Origin of the sequence: Pseudomonas sp. FP2254 (genome assembly GCF_030687695.1) — a bacterium.
GTDB lineage: Bacteria > Pseudomonadota > Gammaproteobacteria > Pseudomonadales > Pseudomonadaceae > Aquipseudomonas > Aquipseudomonas quebecensis.
This window is the reverse complement of sequence record NZ_CP117444.1, coordinates 2,016,486-2,037,790: the sequence shown is the minus strand read 5'-3', so window position 1 is coordinate 2,037,790 and position 21,305 is coordinate 2,016,486. Positions and strand designations below refer to the sequence as shown.

The 21,305-nt window shown below is 60.5% G+C and carries 22 protein-coding genes; 15 read left to right on the top strand and 7 right to left on the bottom strand.

What is annotated here, in order from left to right:
- Nucleotides 1-141: 141 nt before the first annotated feature.
- Nucleotides 142-1,029 (top strand): threonine/homoserine exporter RhtA, encoded by an 888-nt coding sequence (gene rhtA, locus PSH94_RS09515; RefSeq protein ID WP_305437236.1) that lies wholly within the window; start codon nt 142-144, stop codon nt 1,027-1,029.
- Between the two features lie 165 nt (nt 1,030-1,194).
- Nucleotides 1,195-1,476, top strand: coding sequence for a hypothetical protein (locus PSH94_RS09510; protein WP_181079883.1), 282 nt, complete (start codon nt 1,195-1,197; stop codon nt 1,474-1,476).
- A gap of 56 nt (nt 1,477-1,532) precedes the next feature.
- Here the strand turns inward: PSH94_RS09510 and PSH94_RS09505 are convergent, their stop codons facing one another.
- From PSH94_RS09505 to PSH94_RS09495, 3 genes are all read right to left on the bottom strand, one after another.
- Entirely contained in the window at nt 1,533-3,341 is a 1,809-nt protein-coding gene (locus PSH94_RS09505; RefSeq protein WP_305437234.1) for an aminopeptidase P family protein, read from the bottom strand.
- A gap of 49 nt (nt 3,342-3,390) precedes the next feature.
- The gene (locus PSH94_RS09500; protein ID WP_253511801.1) at nt 3,391-4,551 is read right to left on the bottom strand and encodes a cysteine desulfurase family protein; all 1,161 of its coding nucleotides are present in this window, start codon (nt 4,549-4,551) and stop codon (nt 3,391-3,393) included.
- A gap of 235 nt (nt 4,552-4,786) precedes the next feature.
- Nucleotides 4,787-5,056: a hypothetical protein gene (locus tag PSH94_RS09495; protein ID WP_253511798.1), complete on the bottom strand. Its 270-nt coding sequence runs from the start codon at nt 5,054-5,056 to the stop codon at nt 4,787-4,789.
- A gap of 391 nt (nt 5,057-5,447) precedes the next feature.
- Here PSH94_RS09495 and msuE point away from each other — a divergent pair, with 391 nt between their 5' ends.
- The 5 genes from msuE to PSH94_RS09470 all read left to right on the top strand — a co-directional run bounded on the left by msuE (nt 5,448) and on the right by PSH94_RS09470 (nt 10,117).
- Nucleotides 5,448-6,011: an FMN reductase gene (gene msuE / locus PSH94_RS09490; protein WP_181079887.1), complete on the top strand. Its 564-nt coding sequence runs from the start codon at nt 5,448-5,450 to the stop codon at nt 6,009-6,011.
- Between the two features lie 12 nt (nt 6,012-6,023).
- Nucleotides 6,024-7,163 carry an FMNH2-dependent alkanesulfonate monooxygenase gene (gene ssuD / locus PSH94_RS09485; RefSeq protein WP_181079888.1) on the top strand — a complete coding sequence of 380 codons (1,140 nt, stop codon included), beginning with the start codon at nt 6,024-6,026 and terminating at the stop codon, nt 7,161-7,163.
- Between the two features lie 57 nt (nt 7,164-7,220).
- Entirely contained in the window at nt 7,221-8,408 is a 1,188-nt protein-coding gene (locus PSH94_RS09480) for an acyl-CoA dehydrogenase family protein (RefSeq protein ID WP_181079889.1), read from the top strand.
- 10 nt (nt 8,409-8,418) lie between these two features.
- Nucleotides 8,419-9,522, top strand: a complete 1,104-nt coding sequence (locus PSH94_RS09475) for a sigma-54-dependent Fis family transcriptional regulator (RefSeq protein ID WP_181079890.1) — start codon at nt 8,419-8,421, stop codon at nt 9,520-9,522.
- Nucleotides 9,523-9,658: 136 nt separating this feature from the next.
- Nucleotides 9,659-10,117, top strand: coding sequence for a VOC family protein (locus tag PSH94_RS09470; RefSeq protein ID WP_305437228.1), 459 nt, complete (start codon nt 9,659-9,661; stop codon nt 10,115-10,117).
- A 31-nt stretch (nt 10,118-10,148) separates the two neighbouring features.
- On the opposite strand, the gene PSH94_RS09465 is transcribed toward PSH94_RS09470, so the two are convergent.
- From PSH94_RS09465 to PSH94_RS09450, 4 genes are read right to left on the bottom strand one after another with little or no spacing between them, the layout of a single operon-like run.
- Nucleotides 10,149-11,381, bottom strand: coding sequence for an MFS transporter (locus PSH94_RS09465; protein WP_305437227.1), 1,233 nt, complete (start codon nt 11,379-11,381; stop codon nt 10,149-10,151).
- Complete coding sequence (locus PSH94_RS09460; protein WP_253511781.1) at nt 11,378-12,103, bottom strand: 2OG-Fe dioxygenase family protein; 726 nt, start codon at nt 12,101-12,103, stop codon at nt 11,378-11,380. Before PSH94_RS09460 ends, PSH94_RS09465 begins: the two co-directional genes overlap by 4 nt.
- A gap of 4 nt (nt 12,104-12,107) precedes the next feature.
- Nucleotides 12,108-13,475, bottom strand: a complete 1,368-nt coding sequence (locus PSH94_RS09455) for an acetyl-CoA carboxylase biotin carboxylase subunit family protein (protein ID WP_305437226.1) — start codon at nt 13,473-13,475, stop codon at nt 12,108-12,110.
- Between the two features lie 29 nt (nt 13,476-13,504).
- Nucleotides 13,505-14,659, bottom strand: coding sequence for a KamA family radical SAM protein (locus PSH94_RS09450; RefSeq protein WP_253511778.1), 1,155 nt, complete (start codon nt 14,657-14,659; stop codon nt 13,505-13,507).
- Between the two features lie 510 nt (nt 14,660-15,169).
- Here PSH94_RS09450 and PSH94_RS09445 point away from each other — a divergent pair.
- Genes PSH94_RS09445 through PSH94_RS09410 form a run of 8 tightly spaced genes read left to right on the top strand, consistent with a single transcriptional unit; the run spans nt 15,170 to nt 21,275 of the window.
- A complete protein-coding gene (locus PSH94_RS09445) occupies nt 15,170-16,372 on the top strand; it encodes a PepSY domain-containing protein (RefSeq protein WP_305437225.1) in 1,203 nt (400 codons plus the stop codon).
- On the top strand, nt 16,369-16,902 hold the full coding sequence (locus PSH94_RS09440) for a thiamine pyrophosphate-binding protein (protein WP_181079897.1): 534 nt from the start codon (nt 16,369-16,371) through the stop codon (nt 16,900-16,902). Before PSH94_RS09445 ends, PSH94_RS09440 begins: the two co-directional genes overlap by 4 nt.
- Entirely contained in the window at nt 16,899-17,219 is a 321-nt protein-coding gene (locus PSH94_RS09435; protein ID WP_181079898.1) for a hypothetical protein, read from the top strand. Before PSH94_RS09440 ends, PSH94_RS09435 begins: the two co-directional genes overlap by 4 nt.
- A complete protein-coding gene (locus PSH94_RS09430; RefSeq protein ID WP_253511772.1) occupies nt 17,216-17,776 on the top strand; it encodes a DUF6162 family protein in 561 nt (186 codons plus the stop codon). The genes PSH94_RS09435 and PSH94_RS09430 overlap by 4 nt, the downstream gene beginning before the upstream one ends.
- A gap of 19 nt (nt 17,777-17,795) precedes the next feature.
- Complete coding sequence (locus tag PSH94_RS09425) at nt 17,796-18,716, top strand: metal ABC transporter substrate-binding protein (RefSeq protein WP_266248715.1); 921 nt, start codon at nt 17,796-17,798, stop codon at nt 18,714-18,716.
- A complete protein-coding gene (locus PSH94_RS09420) occupies nt 18,713-19,459 on the top strand; it encodes a metal ABC transporter ATP-binding protein (protein ID WP_305437221.1) in 747 nt (248 codons plus the stop codon). Before PSH94_RS09425 ends, PSH94_RS09420 begins: the two co-directional genes overlap by 4 nt.
- Nucleotides 19,456-20,355 (top strand): metal ABC transporter permease, encoded by a 900-nt coding sequence (locus tag PSH94_RS09415; protein ID WP_181079902.1) that lies wholly within the window; start codon nt 19,456-19,458, stop codon nt 20,353-20,355. Before PSH94_RS09420 ends, PSH94_RS09415 begins: the two co-directional genes overlap by 4 nt.
- On the top strand, nt 20,355-21,275 hold the full coding sequence (locus PSH94_RS09410) for a metal ABC transporter solute-binding protein, Zn/Mn family (protein ID WP_305437219.1): 921 nt from the start codon (nt 20,355-20,357) through the stop codon (nt 21,273-21,275). Before PSH94_RS09415 ends, PSH94_RS09410 begins: the two co-directional genes overlap by 1 nt.
- The last annotated feature ends 30 nt before the right edge of the window (nt 21,276-21,305 follow it).

Genomic DNA, 21,305 nt, shown 5'->3' with positions numbered 1-21,305 from the left:
TCTATCAACTGTCTGAAAAAGTACCTTACGTTATCTAAAAGCAGGCCCACACACTCTAAACTGAGCAATATATTGCTCAGCCATGTTCATTTGAGCATCATATAGGGCCTGCCTCCCGAACATGACCCGGACCCATTACTAATGACCTCCTCTTCTCGCAGCCTGGTATCGACATTCTTTCCCGTCGGCCTGCTGTTGATCGCCATGGCGTCCATTCAAACCGGCGCCTCATTGGCCAAAAGTATGTTTCCTATCGTCGGTGCGCAAGGAACAACGACCGTACGTTTGATTTTCGCCAGCGTGATCATGCTGCTTCTACTGCGCCCATGGCGCGCAAGGCTGACAGCCAAATCGCTGCGTACTGTAATCATCTACGGGATGGCCCTGGGCGGAATGAACTTCCTCTTTTATATGTCACTGCGCAGCGTCCCACTGGGTGTCGCCGTAGCGCTTGAATTCACCGGCCCGCTTGCCGTCGCCATCTATACCTCGCGCCGAGCGGTCGATTTCCTGTGGATAGCCCTCGCGATCGTCGGCCTGCTGCTCTTGATTCCTTTGGGTGAAGCCAGCCACGGAATTGATTTGCTCGGCGCCGGCTATGCCCTGGGCGCGGGGATCTGCTGGGCACTCTATATCCTGTTCGGGCAGAAGGCGGGGAACGATAATGGCGTCCAAACCGCTGCTCTGGGGGTGTTGATCGCCGCACTGTTCGTGGCACCTATCGGCATTGTCCACGCAGGCACCGCCCTTCTGACGCCAGCGCTGATCCCGATTGGCATTGGAGTGGCCATTCTCTCCACCGCCCTGCCCTACACACTTGAGATGATTGCGCTCACGCGTCTGCCCGCCCGCACCTTCGGCACGCTCATGAGTATCGAGCCGGCTTTCGGCGCGCTGTCCGGGCTGTTTTTCCTTCAGGAGCACTTATCCATAGCGCAGTGGATGGCCATCACCTGCATCATTCTGGCATCCATCGGAGCCACATTGACCATGCGTAAGGAGTCCAAACCGCTGGTCCCGGCGGATTAAGTCATCAACGCATGTAGATCTGGTATTTGCAGCGCATTTAGGCCATGTTTAGCCAGCAAACCAATCGCATTCATGGAGTTTTTCGACAAGGACAGCACGAACGCTACGCTCGAGAGCGAATAGAGCCGACTTCAAACATTGCGAAGCGGCTATTTAAGGATGGGAATGAAACGAATTTTGATACTGTTGATGGTCGTAGCGATTGCTGGCTGTGCGGCGACCACAAAAACAGAAGTGAAAAGAGGCAAAAAAGGACTGCACATCAACTGCTCCGGCCTGTCCTCCTCCTGGGATCAGTGCTACACCAGCGCAACCCATTCCTGCGGCACCAAGGGCTACCGGGTCATCGCGAAGTCCGGTGACAATTCCGAAGAGCCAGGTGACTACCCTTTCGGCCTGAACCCTGCCGGCTATACCAGTCGCAGCATGATCGTGATTTGCAAGTAGTCGGGCTCAAAGCGTGCGTCGACTGCCTGGCCGACGCCCACTTGAAATGGCAATCATCAAATCGGCGTCGTACGCACCTGCAACCATTCAAGCCCCGCACCGCTGAGCAAAGGGCTCAAGCGCTCACGCACCTGTTCATGGTAAGCGTTGAGCCACGCGCGCTCATCCGCCGTCAACATGGAAGACTCCAGGCAACGGGTGTCGATTGGGCATAAGGTCAAGGTTTCGAACTTGAGGAACTCACCAAACTCAGTCCTGCCCGCCTCGCGATTCAACGCCAGGTTTTCGATTCGCACACCCCAACGTCCAGGGCGGTAGGTGCCGGGTTCGATAGACGTGATCATTCCGGGTTGCATCGCAGTCTGCGGCGCAGGCGCGGCCTGATAGGCAATCACCTGCGGGCCTTCGTGCACGTTGAGGAAATAACCTACGCCGTGGCCCGTGCCATGTCCGTAATCCACGCCATCGGCCCAGATCGGCGCACGAGCGATCGCGTCCAGCAACGGCGACAAGATACCCTTGGGGAAATGCGCACGGGACAACGCAATCACCCCCTTGAGCACACGAGTGCAGTCACGCTTTTGCTCATCGCTCGGCGTACCGACAGGCACCATCCGTGTAATGTCCGTAGTGCCGCCCAGATACTGGCCACCCGAATCGATCAGCAACAGGCCATCACCTTCGATAACCGCGTGCTCTTCTTCGGTGGCGTGGTAATGGGGCATAGCGCCATTGGCATTGAATGCCGCAATGGTGTTGAAACTCAGCGATACATAATCGGGACGACGCGCACGCGCAGCCGTCAGGCGCTCATCGATCGTCAGCTCGGTAATGCGCTCATGTCCCAGCGCACTGTCCAGCCAGGCGAAGAATTCGCACAACGCAGCGCCATCCTGCTCCATGGCCCGGCGGATATGCTCTGCATCGGCCAGGCTCTTGCGCGATTTAGCCAGTGTGGTCGGGTTAAGCCCTTCGATCAGATTGACGCCGGCATCCAGGTTTTCCAGCAGACCGGCTGTCACGCGAGCCGGGTCAACCTGCACACTGGCGCCCGGCGGAACGCCACGTAGCGCGTTCGCTACCTCGTTGTAGTCACGTAGCGTCACGCCGTCCTGCTCAAGCGCAGCGCGCAACTCGGCGTCGACTTTACCCAATGCCACGAACAACGTGGCCTTTTGCTGATTGATCAATGCAAAAGACACAAACACCGGGTTGAACGACACGTCACCGCCACGCAGGTTGAACAACCAGGCGATGTCATCCAGCGTGGCGATGAAATGCCAATCGGCGCCGTTCTCTTTCAAACTGGCGCGCAGCGCAGCGAGCTTCTCGCCTCTGCTGACAGTCGCCTGTGGCGGAAGGTGCTGATAGATCGGCTGCTCGGGCAGGCTCGGGCGATCTTTCCAGACCTCATTGAGCAGGTCGATGTCGGTGCGCAGGCGCGCGCCACGCTCTGCCAGCCTGGCACTCAGGGTTCGCGCCGACGCGACCGCCATCACCGCGCCGTCCACCGCAACCACGCCGCCTTCAGGTGTCTGTTCGGCAAGCCAGTCCAAGGGGCCGGGCTGGCCCGGCTGCAACTTCACAAGCTCGATACCACTGCCCTTCAGTTCCTTGGTTGCCTGCTCCCAGTAACGGCTGTCGGCCCAAACACCGGCGAAGTCGGCGGTAACAACCAGCGTGCCCACCGAGCCATGGAATCCGGACAGCCATTGTCGCCCTTGCCAGTAACCCGGCAGGTACTCCGACAAATGCGGATCGGCCGACGGCACCAGCAGGGCATGAATGCCTTCGCGGCTCATCAGCTCACGGGTATGCGCCAGGCGCTGCGGAACCGTTCCATGGATCAAAGGCTGCGTGCTCATTGTGTCTCCTGCTAACCACGAATAATTGTTATGTGTTGCGACTGAAAACTCAGACCGCCCAGAACGCCGGTGCAGTGGCGAGTGCCGCCTTGATCAACTGAACCGCCTGGTCGATGTCCTGCTCGGTGGTAAACCGCCCCAGGCTCAAGCGAATGGTACGACCGGCGCTACGGGCGTCATGGCCCAATGCCAGAAGTACATGGGACGGCGCATTGTTGGCCGAGTTGCAGGCCGACGTCGCAGAGAACGCGATGCCCGCACTCAACGCAGCCGAGTTGAATTCACCTTCGCCAAACGTAAGGCTCAGGGTGTGGGGGATACGTTCGGTGGGGCTGCCGTTGAGGCGCACGCCGGCTACGCCGTCCAACTGCTGGAGCAAACGCTGACGCAACGTCATCACCTTGGCGTTCTCCTCGACAAATGACTCGGACGCCAAGGCAAACGCCGCTCCCATGCCGGCAATCTGATGGGTCGCCAGAGTGCCGGAGCGCAAGCCGCCCTCATGCCCACCGCCGTGAATCTGTGCCGATACCTTCTGCTGCGCACGCGCCCCTACGTACAGCGCGCCGATGCCCTTGGGGCCATACAGCTTGTGCGCGGAAAACGACATCAGGTCCACCGGCCACTGCGCCAGGTCAATCGCGACCTTACCCGCCCCCTGCGCCGCATCCACATGCAGCAAGGCCCCTTGTTCACGCACGCGCGCGCCGATGGCGGGGATGTCGTTAAGGGTGCCCAGTTCGTTATTCACCAGCATCAGCGACACCAGGAACGTGTCATCGCGCAATGCCTCGCTGACCGCCTCGACGCTGATCAAACCATCGGCGTCCGGCACCAGGTAGGTCACGGCCACGCCGGCCTCCTGCAGCTGCCGCGCGGTATCCAGGGTGGCCTTGTGTTCGATCTGGCTGGTGATGATGTGCCCACCCGCGATGCCACGCGCCTGGGCCACGCCCTTGATCGCGAGGTTGTTGGATTCAGTCGCCCCGGAAGTCCAGACGATCTGCTCAGGCTGCGCTCCCACCAACTCGGCGACCTGACGTCGCGCCTGCTCGACCGTGTGCCTGGCCGCCTGGCCGAAGGCATGGGAGCTGGACGCCGGGTTACCGAAATTGGCATTGAAGCCCAGGCATTCGACCATCACCTGGATGACCCGCTCATCCACCGGTGTGGTGGCGGCGTAGTCGAAATACAACGGACGTTTAGTCATGACGTTCAAACACTCGCAGAGCAGGTTCCCGAGAGCAGTGTCTCAGGGGCATTGACCGGAACAAGAGGTCATCAGGTTTACCCGATCGGATGCCATTAAAGAAGGACCACTTTATTTAATTGTGCGTAGGAACGCTCCTGAAATTCAGCTTAACAGGCTGAAGCGGCCCCAAGGAAAACAAAAAGCCCGAGGATTCTTGAAGGAAACCTCGGGCTTTTTTGCCGCCGAACGGGGGTCAACTGGGGCGCCCGTGCAACGTGATGCTGCGCTCGGCATTCATTTCGCCCTGCCTATCAAAGCCGAAGGGTTTGGCCGGCTGGCCGGTCAACGCTGCGCGCTGGCGTTGATACTCGTCAAAAGACAGTCCACGACGACTCAACGATTCCAGCGCCAGTTGCTTGGTTTCTTCCGCTGAGTAAGGACGCAACTCAGGGGCAGGATGGTTCGCACAACCGGCGAGTACAGAGACGACAAGTAATAAGGAAACAGCAAGAAAACGGTGCATGGCGGCGGTCCTGAGAGAGAGGTTCAAGTCAATGAACACAGGCTACTCCCGCCCCTGCAGAGTGAAAAATCATCGTCCGTGATAGTTGCTATCAACCTTTCCGGCACCTTCGATAGCCATCACGAATATTCCTTATTGATCTATAAATATAAAAATACAGTCATTGACGGAATAACAATGACCTTCTATAAATGCGCTCAACACGCCGAAACTGTTTGCTGCACAACTGTTGTCCAGGCAACAGCTCTTCAACAAAACAGCAGGCAGGCAACAGCCGCTTCGCAACGCTAAGCCCGCAAGCCCCGCCAGCCGAGGCCTGCGGCTATTGGTACAGCTCTTGCTCAACCCGGTGCACACCCTGTTACGAACCCTGTTGAAAAAGGAACTGTGCATGACCCGCCCTCTAAACGTTGTCGCCCTCTCCGGGGGAGCCTGGCGCCCGTCTCGAACACGTGTACTGGCCCAAGCGCTGCTGAATGAACTGGCCACGCGATTGCCAATCCAGTCCACGCTGATCGAACTGGGCGACATCGCCCGGCCATTAGGCGCGGCCCTGTCGCGCGACGAGTTACCCGCCGAGATCGAAGCTCAACTGCTGAGTATCGAACAGGCCGATCTGCTGATCGTTGCCGCGCCGGTGTATCGCGGCTCTTACCCAGGCCTGCTCAAGCACCTGTTCGACCTGATAGGTCTCAACGCGCTGGTCAACACGCCGGTTCTGCTGGCGGCCACCGGCGGCAGCGAACGGCACGCGCTTGTGCTGGATCATCAGCTGCGTCCGCTGTTCAGCTTCTTCCAGGCACTGACCCTGCCCATCGGTGTGTACGCCACTGAAGCCGACTTTACTGACTACCAGATCACCAGCGAGCTACTGAAAGGCCGTATCCAACTGGCTGCCGAGCGCGCTGCGCCGCTGCTGGCCGTGCATGCGCCCTCACTGTTGAAAATTGCCTGAGGATAATGAGTCATGGATGTTTTCTGGTTCTTGCCCACCCACGGCGACGGTCATTACCTGGGCACCACTCAAGGTGCACGGCCGGTGACCCTCAATTACCTCAAGCAGGTCGCCCAGGCCGCTGACAGCCTGGGTTACCACGGCGTGCTGATTCCCACCGGTCGCTCGTGCGAAGATTCCTGGGTAATCGCCTCGGCGCTGGTGCCATTGACCGAGCGCCTGCGCTACCTGGTAGCGATTCGCCCAGGCATCATCTCGCCCACGGTATCTGCACGGATGGCGGCGACCTTGGATCGCCTGTCCAACGGGCGCTTGCTGATCAACGTGGTCACCGGTGGCGATCCGGATGAAAACCGCGGCGACGGCAGCTTTCTCGACCATGCCGAACGCTACGAAGTCTCTGACGAATTCCTCAGAATCTGGCGTCGCGTCCTTCAGGGCGAATCCGTGGACTTCAAAGGCAAGCACCTGCACGTACAGAACGCCAAGGCCCTTTACCCACCGGTGCAGAAGCCCTATCCGCCGCTGTACTTCGGCGGCTCCTCGGACGCGGCCCATGACTTGGCCGCCGAGCAGGTCGACGTGTACCTGACCTGGGGCGAACCACCTGCCGCCGTCGCGGAAAAACTCGCCGATGTGCGTGAACGCGCTGCTCGCCACGGGCGCACCGTGAAGTTCGGCATCCGCCTGCATGTAATCGTGCGCGAGACCGAAGAAGACGCCTGGAAAGCCGCCGACAAATTGATCGAGCACATCAGCGACGAGACCATCGCCGCCGCGCAAAAATCCTTTTCGCGCTTTGACTCCGAAGGCCAGCGACGCATGGCCGCCCTGCATGCCGGCCGCCGCGACAACCTGGAAATCGCTCCCAACCTGTGGGCCGGCGTCGGCCTGGTGCGCGGCGGCGCCGGAACTGCCCTGGTGGGCAACCCACAGCAAGTGGCCGAGCGCATCAAGGAGTACGCGGACCTGGGCATCGAGAGTTTCATCTTTTCCGGCTACCCCCATTTGGAAGAGGCGTATCGCTTTGCCGAACAGGTATTTCCATTGCTGCCCGAGCCCTACGCCAGCCTGGCGGGGCGTGGCATCACCAACCTCACCGGCCCGTTCGGCGAAATGATTGCCAACGATGTATTGCCCGCGAAGCACTGATCGACGCAGCGGTGGGAGCGGCGCCGGCCATTCCCACCTCGATAAAGAGGAATACCCGTGACAGCTAAACCTCACAGCGTCCCGCCATCACCGTTGCAGACCGCCAAACTGCTGGCCGCCGAATTCGCTCTCACTGCGGTTAAGCGCGACGAACACGGTGGCACGCCCAAAACCGAACGTGATGCCCTGCGCCAGAGCGGCCTGCTGGCACTCAGCATCCCTGCGCAATACGGTGGGCTGGGAGCAACGTGGAGCACCACAATGGCGGTCGTGCGCGAATTCGCCAAGGTCGACAGTTCCATCGCCCACGTCTTCGGCTTCCACCACCTGATGCTCGCCACCGTGCGCCTGTTTTCACGGCCGGACCAATGGCAGCCGTGGTTCGAACAGACCGCACGCAAGAACTGGTTCTGGGGCAACGCCCTCAACCCGCTGGACACCCGCACCGTGGTAAAGGATTTCGGCGGCTGGCGAGAGTTTTCCGGTAAGAAAAGTTTCTGCTCCGGAGCCAGCGATTCCCAAATGCTGATCGCCTCCGCAGTGGACGAGAACGCTGGCGGCAAATTGCTGATTGCCGCCATCCCCAGCGGCCGCAGCGGCATTACTTTGCACAATGATTGGAACAACATCGGCCAGCGCCAGACCGACAGCGGCAGCGCGAGCTTCGAACGGGTACGTGTGGAGGAATCGGAATTGCTGCTCGACCCGGGCCCACTGAGTACCCCTTTTGCCTGCCTGCGGCCGCTGATTGCGCAGTTGACCTTTACCCATATGTTTCTCGGCATTGCAGAAGGCGCCTTTGCAGAGGCACGCCACTACACCCTCACCGAGAGCCGCCCGTGGCACAAGTCCGGCGCCCAAGGCGTAGACCAGGACCCTTACGTGCTGCATCACTACGGCGAGTTCTGGGTGGCGCTCGAAAGCGTACGCCTGCTGGTCGAACGCGCCGCCGATTTACTGGATGAGGCCTGGGCCAAAGGACCGGCCTTGGGTGAAAAGCAACGGGGTCAATTAGCGATTGCCATTGCCACCGCCAAAGTCGCCGCCACTCGCCAAGGCCTGGATTTGTGCAGTCGTCTGTTCGAAGTCACCGGCGCGCGGTCCACCCACGCATCGCTGCGCCTGGACCGACACTGGCGCAACCTGCGCACGCAAACCCTGCACGACCCGGTGGACTACAAGCTCCACGAACTGGGGGACTGGGCGTTGAACCAGTCCCTGCCGACTCCAACGTTCTACTCCTGAGAGGTGCCTCATGCAGCTTCTGACACTACCGCCCTCACCGGCCCTGGCGACCTCCATCCGGGCCACCGCGCAGGTCTTTGAAGACCCCAAGTCCCAGGCCCTGCTCGACCATATCCAGCAAGTGGCGCCCAGCGAAGCCAGTGTGTTGATCATCGGCGAGACCGGCACCGGCAAAGAGCTGGTGGCCCGCCACATTCATAACCTCAGCGCGCGGCGTAATCGTCCGTTCGTGGCGGTGAACTGCGGGGCCTTCTCCGAATCCCTGGTGGAAGCGGAATTGTTCGGCCATGAGAAAGGCGCATTCACCGGCGCACTCAGCGCCAAGGCAGGCTGGTTTGAAGAAGCCGACGGCGGCACCCTGTTCCTGGACGAAATCGGTGATCTGCCCATGGCGATCCAGGTCAAATTGCTAAGGGTGCTGCAGGAGCGTGAAGTGGTGCGCCTGGGCTCTCGCAAAAGTATTGCGATTGATGTGCGCGTGCTGGCGGCGACCAATGTGCAATTGGAAAAGGCCATCAACGCCGGGCATTTTCGCGAAGATCTCTACTATCGCCTCGACGTGGTCAGCCTCGAACTCAGCCCGCTGCGCGAACGCCCAGGCGATATCCTCCCGCTGGTTCGCCACTTTATCGAAGCCTACAGCCAACGCCTGGGCTACGGCCCGATCGCCATCAGCCGTGAAGCGGAACTCAAGCTCAAAAGCTACAGCTGGCCGGGCAATATTCGCGAGCTGGAAAACGTGATCCACCACACCCTGCTGATCTGCCGCGACGGCGTGATCGAGCGCGATGACCTGCGCCTCTCAAACCTGCGTATCGAGCGCCAGGACGACCCGGGGCACGTTGCCGATAACAGTGCCGAAGCCCTGCTGGAGCGAGCCTTCCAGAAGCTGTTCGAAGAACAGGCCGGCGCCCTGCATGAAAAAGTCGAAGACACCCTGCTGCGCGCCGCGTACCGGTTCAGTCATTACAACCAGGTGCACACCGCCAATCTGTTGGGGCTGAGCCGTAATGTGACACGCACCCGCCTGATCAAGATCGGCGAACTGGCGGTTAACAAACGCCGGCCTGGGGAAACCCTTCAAGGCGAGCGAATGCTGCATCTATCCATTTAGTCGACAGCGCCACGCGCAGTGACTGGCTCGACACCCAATCCCCCTCGTCGGAAGCGCCATAGCCTTGATTGACGTCGCCTATAGTGAAAAAACCGGTCATTCCGGTTTTATCCACTCGCCAATCAAGGAGAACGCTATGAGCGTCAACCCAATACCCGAGGGCTACCAGAGCATCACGCCCTATCTGGGCATCGACAAGGCCGCCGAAGCCATCGAGTTCTACAAGAAAGCGTTCAACGCCACACAGATCATGCGCCTGGATATGCCCGACGGCCGGGTCGGCCATGCGGAACTGCGCATGGGTGGTTCAGCGATCATGCTGGGCTCGCCCTGCGATGAAGCGGCCCTGCGCAATCCAGGCGAACACGCCAGTGTCGGCCTGCATCTCTATGTCCAAAACGTGGACGAGCAATTCAAGCAAGCCGTTACCGCCGGCGCGAAGGTCGTGTCCGAGCCGCAGGACCAGTTCTATGGCGATCGCAGCGCAACCGTGAAAGATCCGTATGGCCACCTCTGGTTCCTGGCGACCCGCAAGGAAGACCTGACTCCTGAACAAATCCACCAGCGCGCCGAAGAGCTGTTCAGGCAGGGATGAAGGTCGGCTATCGGTTTTATACCCGCGCAGTTCATCGGGGGGTCGACTCGACCTGCCGTGCTGCGCGGGCGCCTATCCACACAGTCATGATCAGCAGCGCGCTCAGCGGCAGCCCATGGAACAGAATAATCACTTGGGCGGGTGTCCACGTCAGGTAGAACGGCCCCACCACCAGCATCCCCACGCCGAAACCGGCCATTTGAATCAGCGTCAATAAACTGAAGAGCGGCAGGCGCAGCCGATCGGGTTCACTTTGTGCACGGGACACCAGGGCCACCTCCGATATCCCGTCCCCGAGCCCGGCCCACACCACCAGCAGCAGCGCCAGCCACAACTGGGTCTGCTGAAACGTCAGGATAAAGCCGCTGGACATCAGCGCCACACCCAGCATGAACAGGCGCTCCATGGCGTGCAGACCGCGACCTTTCAACACCGCGCTGGCCAGCCGTGCGCCGACGAACTTACCGCAGGCCCAGACCGCCAGCAGATAACCCATGACGGTTTTCGCAGTATCCGGCGAAATGTATTGAGACAGTACCGGCCAGCCCACGTTATGCGCGGCGCTGCCCAGGGTGTCGAGCATGCTGATCAGCAACATGGCCGCCAGCACAGGCGCGCCTCGCAGCCCTTTGGTCAATGCGTGCCACTCGGCAGCGAAGCTGCGATGCTCGGCCATGGCAACCGAATACAAGGCGCGTAATGGCAGGATCAGGCACGCGGCCACCCCGTAGGTGCCGATGTTGACCGCGAACACCGCTTCGAAACCGCCGGTGGCGATCAGCAACCCTGAAAGCAAACTGCCGAAGACCGCCCCCGTGGCGGCCGCAGACGTGATCCACGCGTTGGTGTCCACCCGCTGCTCAAGCGCCACCCACGTGGGCAGTTGACTGTTGAGGCCGATGGCAAACAGCGAATTGCACAAGCCGATGCCAAACGCGATGAAGGGCAGGACGCTCAACTGATGCGCGGGTATCAGCACCAGCAGCGGCACCAACAGCAGTGCCCGCGCCAGGTCCAGCCCGGCCAGCGTGCCGCGCCCGGCAAAGCGCCGAAAAAACGGGATACCGAACAGACTGGCGACAATCCCGCCGGTCACCCGGCACGCCAGAAAAACACTGACAAACACCACGCTTTGGCTAAGCCAATAAACATAGGTGGATAACGCCACCATGTTGAGAAACGCACCGAAGTCCGAAACGCCGCGGGCAAAGACAATCAGCCGCGCGTTTCGGGTCGACAGGCCCTGCTGAACATCCTGGCTCATGAAGACGCGGCCTCATCATCAACGCTCTGGCGACGCAGGCTGACCAATAACACATCGCGCCAGGCTGGCGCGGATTGCGTCTGCGGTCGAACCTCAGCAGCGCGGTGGTAGAGACCACGGTCATTGATCACGATAGTTTCCAGGAAATGCGCCATTGGCAGGCTGAACACCCGGCTCTGTTCTGTCTCATGGGTAAAAATCTCCGAGACCACAGGCACCGTGTTGCATTCGCCGATGAAGTGCATGAACACCCAGTCCAGGCCGTCCTGATGAATGCCTGACGTCGTGGGGCTGCTTGAGTACGCCTCCGCCCTGATCCGGAACTGGTGGATATCGATGGTGTACGCCTGCTCATCCAGGCACGGGCCAATGATCGCAAGGTCGGTGGCCAACACTTTACGCATCAGCGGATGCTCGATAAAGCCATCCTCGCAATAGCTCAAATGGTTCACGCCCTGGCGGTAGTTGACGGCGTAAGTGACGGTGGACGTGTACGCGGCGTTCCGGTCGATCTGCAATTGACGCCCAGGCGATAAACGATAGCGCAGGATGCGACGTTCGCGATGCGTGTATTCCTTGAACGCCTCGTCCCGGACCAGGTTTGCCCAGTAAGCACAAAAGCTCTGCACTTCGCCTGGCCCAGCCGCAACCAACGCGGCAAAGTCGCGGTAATGACAATACCGCTGCTCAAGCAAGCGCGCTGAAATCTGCTGGGTATTCACGCTTCTATCCTTCAGCAGGGCGATCAATGATCACGCGCAGGTTGTGCACGAGGGCTTCGTGCAGGGCATAGGCATGGGCGGCATCGTCGACCTGGGCCCAGCACTTGAGCAGATAGTGCTCTTCGATATCCGCGTCAATGGTATTGCCGGGGTCCTGCTGCGCGTACTCCAGCACCGAGGGGTGTCGATCCAGATACGCCGAACCTTCGATGCCCCTGAATTGGCCGCTGTGCTGCGGATAAATCGCCAGCATTGCGTAGTGTTGCCGGGCCTCGAGGACCTCGCGCGCGCCTGCCTCCAGTTTTGCGTCAAGCGTTTGGTCGCCCAGCAGCAACGAAAGATACAGTTCAAAGGGGTTGATCGCAGCCAGGTCACGGAACGCCGCGCTCACATACAGGCCTCCCACGCGGGGGTTGATCTCTATCACCACCGGGCCCTCGGCGGTCATTCGGAATTCGAAATGCACCACGGCGTTGGTCAGGCCGACCACCTTCAGGCAATCCACCGCATAAGCACGGATCTGCTCGCATTGGGCTTGGGTGAACGACGTCGGCGGCGAAATCAACAGGTTCTCAAGCACAGTGCCACTGCGCTCGGTGAGCAGCAGTTTCTCGTTGATCAGCACCGCGTGGGCGCGCTCGCCGAGCATCACACATTCCACACTGCCTTCGATGCCGGGTATATAGCCTTCTAAAAGAACACTGCGACCCGGATGATACTCATGCCTCTGACCGTCCTCTTCCGGCAACGCGTGGGCACAACCATAGAAATCCGCGTAGGCAGCCGCGCCGTGTTGCTCGACGAAATGCCGGTAATGGTCCTGCAGCTCAGTCCAATTCGAACATTTCCTGATAAACGCCGACGCACCGCCGAAGGGCGGTTTGGCAATGAGCGGATACCCGACCCGCTCGGCACCTTCGCGAAGTTCTCGCTCGTCCTGGCACAGGGCGAACGGCACGGAGCGAAGCCCTTGCTTTTTCAGCATTCGGCGCATCAGGAACTTGTTATTACACGCGCTGATGGCATCCGGCTGGCTATGCACCAGCCCGAGCCGCCGACACGCCTGCGCGACGATACGACCTACTTCGCCTTGGGCGGACGGATGACCGGCCTGGCAGAAAATCGCCAGAATGCGATAACGCCCATCCAGTTCGCCGACCAGTTCCAGAATGCTCAGCTCGCTCAGTGCGTCCAGCAGGAACACTTCGTCGCTGTCATCCAGCAGCCGCTGCAGGTGTCTGCGCCCCGCCACGCCGGCGGTCAGACACCGCAGCCCTCGGGCGCGAGCAACGGCGAAGTGCGGCTCACGGTAGTGATAGCGAACAGAAGCGCTGTCATCGACATCAATAAATAAAATAGCGTCTTGGTTCATGATGGGTGCGACCTTGTTCCGTAAGTTAATCAGGCATCCTGCCAACGGCACCAATGGCCCTCCCAGTTGCGAAAACAGTAATAACGCTGCCCGCCAACCACGTCGAAGTATGGCAGGTCTTCAGGTTTTTCCAGGTCCAACAAAGGCACCGTGAACTTGCCTTGAGCGTGCGGCAGCACATATTCGGGCAGGGCAATATTGGATACGCGGCGCTTGAGTCGATTCATAATATCGATAGCGTGAGGGATTGAAGCTTTATATTGCGAAGCCCCCGGCGAAAACGGCATGAAATGATATAGGTAATAAGGTTTCACACCCAGGCGATAAAGATCGATAAACAGTTTATGCAGCGTCGCCTCGTCATCATTTACACCGCGTAATAGCGGCATATTGGAAAAGACAATCGGCACTGCACTTTGAATACGCTTGACCGCGGCGGCAAATTCAGTACTGAGTTCCAAGGGATGGCAAACATGCACGCCGAATGCATTGACGTTGTACTTTTCCAGCATCGCCACCAAGGCATCAGTGACCCGGAACGGATTAAAACTCAAGGCGCGCGAGTGTATGCGTATCAGCAGTTCGTCGCTGATGCCACGCAGCGCCGCCAAATTCTCTTCAAGCTTTCGATCAGCCAGCATCAGGGGGTCGCCACCGCTGAGGATCACTTCTTCAATCGCCGGGTTCGCGCGGATATAGGCCAGGGATTCCTTGAAGGAGTCCGTGCTGGCGTTGGCTTTGGCGGTATCCACCTGCAGCGTGCGCAGCGCTTCGAAGCAAAACTGGCAATAGGCATTGCAGGTGTTCGTCATGCGCAGGATGACGCGATTATCGTACTTGTGCTGGCAAATAGGCGTCTTCATCTCGTGACTCAACTCCCAGTTCTCGGAAGTACCGTCATAATCGCCGCTGACCTGCTCACTCCAATACGGCACGACTTGCCGCCACAAGGGATGGTCCATGACCTCGCCGCCGGTCAGTGAACGATTGATCAGATCAACGTAATAAGGCGTGATCTGCATCTTGCGATCTTGCAAGTTATGCTCGATGTGCGCAGAGGTTTCTTCACTCCAGCCACCGCACGCAACACGAAGCGAATATTCATCGCGAATGGCGTTCTTTTGCTGCCAGCGCCAGTCTTGCCACTGCACCGAACTATTGATTGAGCGATCGAAAATAGACATCCGTGCTGTCTCTCTGTTTTAACTTGAGTGCGCGCCGTTCTTGAATAGTAATTCGTTGACTCATGACAATACCGGCGCCAGGCAACGGCGACATGAGATCAACTTATTAACGTGTTTATCAATAACAAAGAAGTGATGCGCGCGGGCTGCTTTCCAGCAGATAGGTTGGGGACTTAACCATCTCATTACATCCTTTTAATAAGCGTTTGACTTCCAAGTCCGCCTACACTTAAGACGATGGTTTGGCCGATGTCAAAAAAATACCCATCTTTTTTTCAGGGATTAACCCCTGGCGGCCGTAAGGCCTCCATCGCTCAGGCCAGCCTGCCGACCCCCAACGTACGGTTGATCCAAGGCAAAGCGCAGCCCTGAAACATTTTCTTTCATTTGCGCCTTAGGGATTTCTCATTCTCATCCGTCTTAATTTAGATACAGCCTGTCGCGTCAGCAAAAGCTACGACCGGCCTTTTCCGGGCGCCCATCGCCCTTCCGATCAAGACCCTCATTCACATGTCGAAGAAGTCACGCTCCAAACTCTGGTTTCTCGTACACAGCTGGCTGGCCTTGCCCATCTGGTTCTTCGTACTGATCGTCTGCGTCACCGGCACCCTGGCGGTGGTCAGCCAGGAAATCGTCTGGCTGGCCAACCCCGAGATCCGCGCGAGCAAACCGTCCGATGACGCTGAACCGCTGAGCTTCGACCAGGTAATTGCCGCCATCAAGCGCGACGATCCCCAAGTGATCGTGCGCTCCATCATCCGCCCCGATGAATCGCACTTCGCCTTGAGCGTCGGCCTCAGCTACCCCGACGGTCGCTCGGTAGAGGCCTATGCCAACCCTTATACCGGCGCAATCCAGGGCATCAGCCCGGCATTCGATTTCCAGCAATTTACCCGTGCGTTGCACGGTTGGTGGCTGGTGCCGTTTACCAATGGCTACAGCTGGGGCTGGTATCTGGTTTCATTCCTCGGCTTGCCGCTGCTGGCATCGCTGGTCACCGGCCTGGTGGTGTACAAGCGCTTCTGGAAAGGCTTCCTGCGCCCTACCCTGCGTATTCGCCATGGGGCGCGAATCTTCTGGGGCGACTTCCACAGGCTGAGCGGTATCTGGTCGATCTGGTTCATCGCGGTCATCTCCATCACCGGCACCTGGTTCCTGATTCAGGCATTCCTGGGGGACAACCAGATCTCCATCTCCAGCGAGCCCATCGTGCCGGTGATTGCCCGCGATAAAGTGCCGACCTCGGCCGCCGGCGTTCCGGCACCGATGATCCCCCTGGACGACGCCATCAAGATCGCCACCCAGCGCATTCCGGGGCTGGAGGCCAGCTTCGTGTTCCTGCCGCTCAACGCCTACAGCCACCTGCAGATCGGTGGCCGGGGCTGGTACCCGCTGATGTTCCAGACCGCGCAACTGAACCCCTATGACGGAGATATCGCGGTCTCGCACCTGCTCTCCGACCGCACGCCCCTGGAGTTCTTCACCGAATCCATGCGCCCGCTGCACACCGGTGACTTCGGTGGCCTATGGATCAAGTTGATCTGGGCGTTTTTCGGCCTCGTACTGAGCATGATGGTGCTGAGCGGCCTGCTGATCTGGACCAAACGCACCGCCCTGGCCACCGCCAATGCCCTCAAGCGCAGCCACAAAGTACAGCGTCAGGCTGCATCGATTCCCGTTATGCAGACTGAAACCCAGGAGGCCAATCCATGAGCAAGGTCGCTGCCGCACCGTCGCCGCTGCGGACGTTCTGGCTGAAATGGCGTTTTCACCTCAACCTCCTGCTGGTCCTGGTGCCTCTGGGCTTCATGCCCAGGTATTTCGCCGACGCCGCACTGTTTCGTGGAGACACCGGCATCGGCGAACGGGTGGCCGGCGACGTACAGGTCGGCCCCTGGAGCCTGACCCTCGCCGAATTCCGCAACGAGGGCCCGAGCCCCGATCCCGCCGGGCCGATGAAATTCTTCAACGCCGCCCTGTGCGCCGCCTGTGCCGACCAGGTCAAGGCCACTTACCTGCGCATCGGCAAACCCCGCAGCCTGCGCGCCGCCGGGGTGATCTTCTTTGGTACCCCCTATCGCATGGGTGCCGGCCTGCCGGTGCCTGCGCGCACGCCGCCCGACGCCGAACTGTGGATCACCATGGAAGGCTGGGACGGCACGATGCACCAGGGTTCCATCCCGCTCAGCCAGGCGTCGCCCGCCACCATTGCCTGGCTGAACAAGCAAGGAGTCAAACCATGACCTCGATCCTGCGCGCCTTTACCGCGCTGCTATGCGTGGGCTTCAGTGCCACCGCGCTGGCCCATAACCCGATGTGCGAATGCAAGGAAATACCCGGCGAGCAAATTCAGTGCAAAGGCGGCTTCTCCGATGGCAGCGGCGCTCCCGGCGTGACCCTGGACGTGATCGGCTACGACGAGACTGTCCTGATGCCCGGCAAGCTCGGCGCCGATTCGACCCTGACCTTCAAGAAGCCTTCGGCCGAGTTCTACGTGTTGTTCGATGCCGGCCCCGGCCATGTGGTGGAAATCGACCAAGCGGATATCCAGCCCCAATGAGTACGACACAGGTTGTACGCCCCGCCGGTGCCGGACACGAAACTCTGTATGTGCTGCTGTTGTGCCTGATCATCCTGGCGGTCGCCGGGACAGTGGTGGCACTGCACGGCGAACCCCAGCAGGTTGCGGTCCTGCCCAGCCATCAATTGGATGCGCGACGCGACCTGAGCGCCGCCGAGCAAGGCATCTACGCCGACCTGCGCGTGACCCTGGATGAAATCCACCTGCTGCAACAGGAGCAGAGCGCCCTGCCGACGCCCGAGCAACTGGCCGAGGAAGGCTTCGCGCCGTTCGCTCAGGATGCCAGCTCGGTCAGCCGCGGCGATCACCGCTGGCAGTTGCTGGCACCAGCCGCTTACCTGGGGTTGAGCCAAGTGCCAAGCGTGAGCGGCTCATTGCTGATGCGCGTGCAAGGCAGCGAGCCGGATATCTGGCTCAACCGCACCCAAGACCTTGGCGCCCCTTCCGACCTCACTGACCAGGCGCTGATCGCAGCCGGCTGGCAGCAGGTGGTCGCGCAATTCGATGCCGGCGTGACCCGCCAGCACCGTCACTGAACGAGAAGACCGATTGCCCATGCCTATTTCACCTCCCCTGTTGCGTTTGTTGCTGGTTGGACTGCTCAGCCTGGTACTCGCCCCCTTCGCCCACGCCGATGCGGCAAAGCGTCTGCGCATCGGCATCACGCTGCATCCTTACTACAGCTACGTAGCCAATATTGTCGGCGACAAGGCCGAAGTAGTGCCGCTGATTCCGGCCGGCTTCAACCCGCACGCCTACGAGCCCCGCGCCGAAGACATCAAGCGCATCGGCACCCTTGATGTGATCGTGCTCAATGGCGTCGGCCATGACGATTTCGCCGACCGCATGATCGCCACCAGCGAACGCCCGGACATCCCGGTGATCGAGGCCAACGCCAACGTGCCGCTGCTGGCCGCCACCGGCAATGCCGCGCGCGGTGCGGGCAAAGTGGTCAACCCGCATACGTTCTTGTCGATCAGCGCGTCGATTGCCCAGGTCAACAACATTGCCCGCGAGCTGGGCAAGCTCGACCCCGACAACGCCAGGACCTACACCCAGAACGCCCGCGCCTACGGCAAGCGCCTGCGCCAGATGCGCGCCGACGCCCTGGCCAAGCTCACCCGCGCGCCCAACCCCGACCTGCGCGTCGCCACCGTGCACGCGGCCTACGACTACCTGCTGCGTGAATTCGGCCTGGAGGTCACCGCAGTGGTCGAGCCGGCCCACGGCATCGAACCCAGCCCCAGCCAGTTGAAGAAAACCATCGATGAACTGCGCGCCCTGGATGTGAAGGTGATTTTTTCGGAGATGGATTTCCCGTCCACTTATGTCGATACCATCCAGCGCGAATCAGGGGTCAAGCTGTACCCGCTGTCGCATATTTCCTACGGCGAATACAGCGCTGAGAAGTACGAAGTGGAAATGACCGGCAACCTCAACACTGTCGTCCGGGCCATCCAGGAGTCGGGGGCATGACCGCCGCAGAACAGCTGAAAGTCGCCAGCATCGGGCCGACCCTGGACTTCGACAAGGTGTCGCTGACCCTGGGCCGCACCGCAATCCTGGTCGACGTGAGTTTCCAGGTACAGCCGGGCAGCATCCACGCCCTGGTCGGCCCCAACGGCGGCGGTAAAAGCTCGCTGATCAAGACCCTCCTGGGGCAGACCCCACATCAGGGGCGCTTGAGCCTGGCGTGGCCGGCTTCGCCCGGCGCCGTCGGCTATGTACCGCAGGCGCTGGAGTTCGACCGAGGCTTGCCGATGACCGTGGATGATTTCATGGCTGCGATGTGTCAGCGGCGTCCGGCGTTTCTGGGCCTGTCCCGGCACTACACGGCCGCCATCGGCGAAGCGCTGGAGCGGGTCGGCATGCAGGACAAGCGCAAGCGCCGCATGGGCGCGCTGTCCGGCGGCGAGCGCCAGCGCGTGCTGCTGGCCCAAGGCCTGATTCCGGCCCCGCACCTGCTGGTGCTGGACGAACCGATGTCGGCCCTTGATGAAGCCGGCATCCAGGTCTTCGAGCGCCTTCTCAATGACTGGCGCCTGGCCGGCATTACCGTACTGTGGATCGAACACGATCTGGAAGCGGTCGGCCGCCTGGCCGATCGAGTGACCGGCCTTAACCGCCGCGTACTGTTCGATGCCACGCCCAAGGAAGCACTGACTCCGGACCGCCTGCTGACCCTGTTTTCTACTCATCCTCGGAGCACGGCACCATGAGTTATGAAGCCTTTCGCCTGATGGTCCAGGGCTGGGCCTCTTCCGGGTACCTGCCGGAAGCCTTGGCCTACGGGTTTGTGGTCAATGCGCTGCTCGCGGGTCTGTTGATCGGTCCGGTACTGGGTGGGCTGGGTACGCTAGTGGTGGTCAAGCGCTTTGCGTTTTTTTCTGAAGCGGTCGGCCACGCCGCGCTGACCGGCGTAGCGGTGGGCATCCTGCTCGGCGAGCCCTATACCGGACCGTACGGCAGCCTGTTCGGCTACTGCCTGCTGTTCGGCATCCTGCTCAACTACCTGCGCAACCGCACCGGGCTGGCACCCGACACCTTGATCGGCGTGTTTCTCTCGGTGTCCCTGGCGCTGGGCGCGAGCCTGTTATTGATCCTGGCGGGCAAGATCAACGTGCACATTCTGGAAAACGTACTGTTCGGCTCGGTGCTGACGGTCAACGGCAACGACCTGCTGGTGCTGGCGATTGTCGGCACGCTGGTGATGGCCCTGGCGCTGCCGCTGTACAACCGCATCATGCTCGCCAGTTTCAACCCGCAGCTGGCGGCGGTGCGCGGCGTAGCGGTAAAGACCCTGGATTATCTGTTCGTGATCCTGGTGACATTGATCACAGTGGCCGCGGTCAAGGTCATCGGCGCGATCCTCGTGGGGGCGCTGCTGGTGATTCCGGCGGCGGCGGCGCGCCTGCTGAGCCAGTCGCTCAAAGGGTTCTTCTGGGTCTCGGTGGTGATCGCCACGGTCAGCACACTCTGCGGGATTCTGCTGCCGATTCTATTCGACCTGCCCATCCCCTCCGGTGCCGCGATCATCCTCGTCGCCGGTATCGCCTTCGCCTGCGCCGCCATTGCACGTGGCGTCGTCCCCAGTCTGAAAGGGAATCTTGGATAATGCGCTTCGCTCTACGCCCTCTGACCCTGGCCTTTGCCTGCCTGATCGCCGCACCGCTGATGGCGGTCGAATTGGTAAAACCTGCGGTGCATGCCGCCAAACCCGTGAAAGTGCTGGCCTCGCTGCCCATCACCTATGGCTTGGCGGACGTGTTGCTCAAAGGCACCGACGTGCAACTGGAACGCGCCGCGCCGGCCAACCTGCCCGGCTCGCGGCAGGTGGCGTATTTCACGGGGCGTGGCGCGCCGGCGCTCAGCGCCTTGGCCCAGGGCGCCGACGCAGCCATCGGCCTGCGCTCGCTGTGGCCGGATGACCCGCTCTATCCGGTGGCGCGCCGCAGTAATATCCGCATCGTCGAAGTGGACGCCGCACGCCCGGTCGACGGCGGTTTGCCGGGGATCGCCGTGCAACCCGGCGCGATCGACGGTTTGAATAGCCAGCCCTGGCAATCGAGCAACAACCTGGGGCGCATGGCCGATGTCATGGCCGCCGACTTGAGCCGCCTGGCACCGGATGCCAAAACCAGGATCGACGGCAACCTCGCAGCCCTCAAACAACGCCTGCTCAAACTCAACGCCGACAGCGAGGCACGCCTGGCCAAGGCCGATAACCTGAGCGTGGTGAGCTTGAGTGATCATTTCGCGTATCTGATCAGCAGCCTGAACCTCGAAGCGCTCAGCACCGACGCCCGCCCCGATGCCGAGTGGACGCCCGATGCACTGGGCAAACTCACCGCCGAGCTGAAGGACAATGACGTCGCCGTGGTGCTGCATCATCGTCAGCCAAGTGAGGCGGTAAAAGCCGCGGTGGCGGCAGGTGGTGCACAGCTTCTGGTACTCAACGTCGACGGCGCAGACCCGGTGGCGGAGCTGGAAAGCAACGTGGATCAGGTGATCAAAAGCCTGACGCCAAGTGGCTGAATGCCAACGGCCTTAGTGAGACCCGAATTG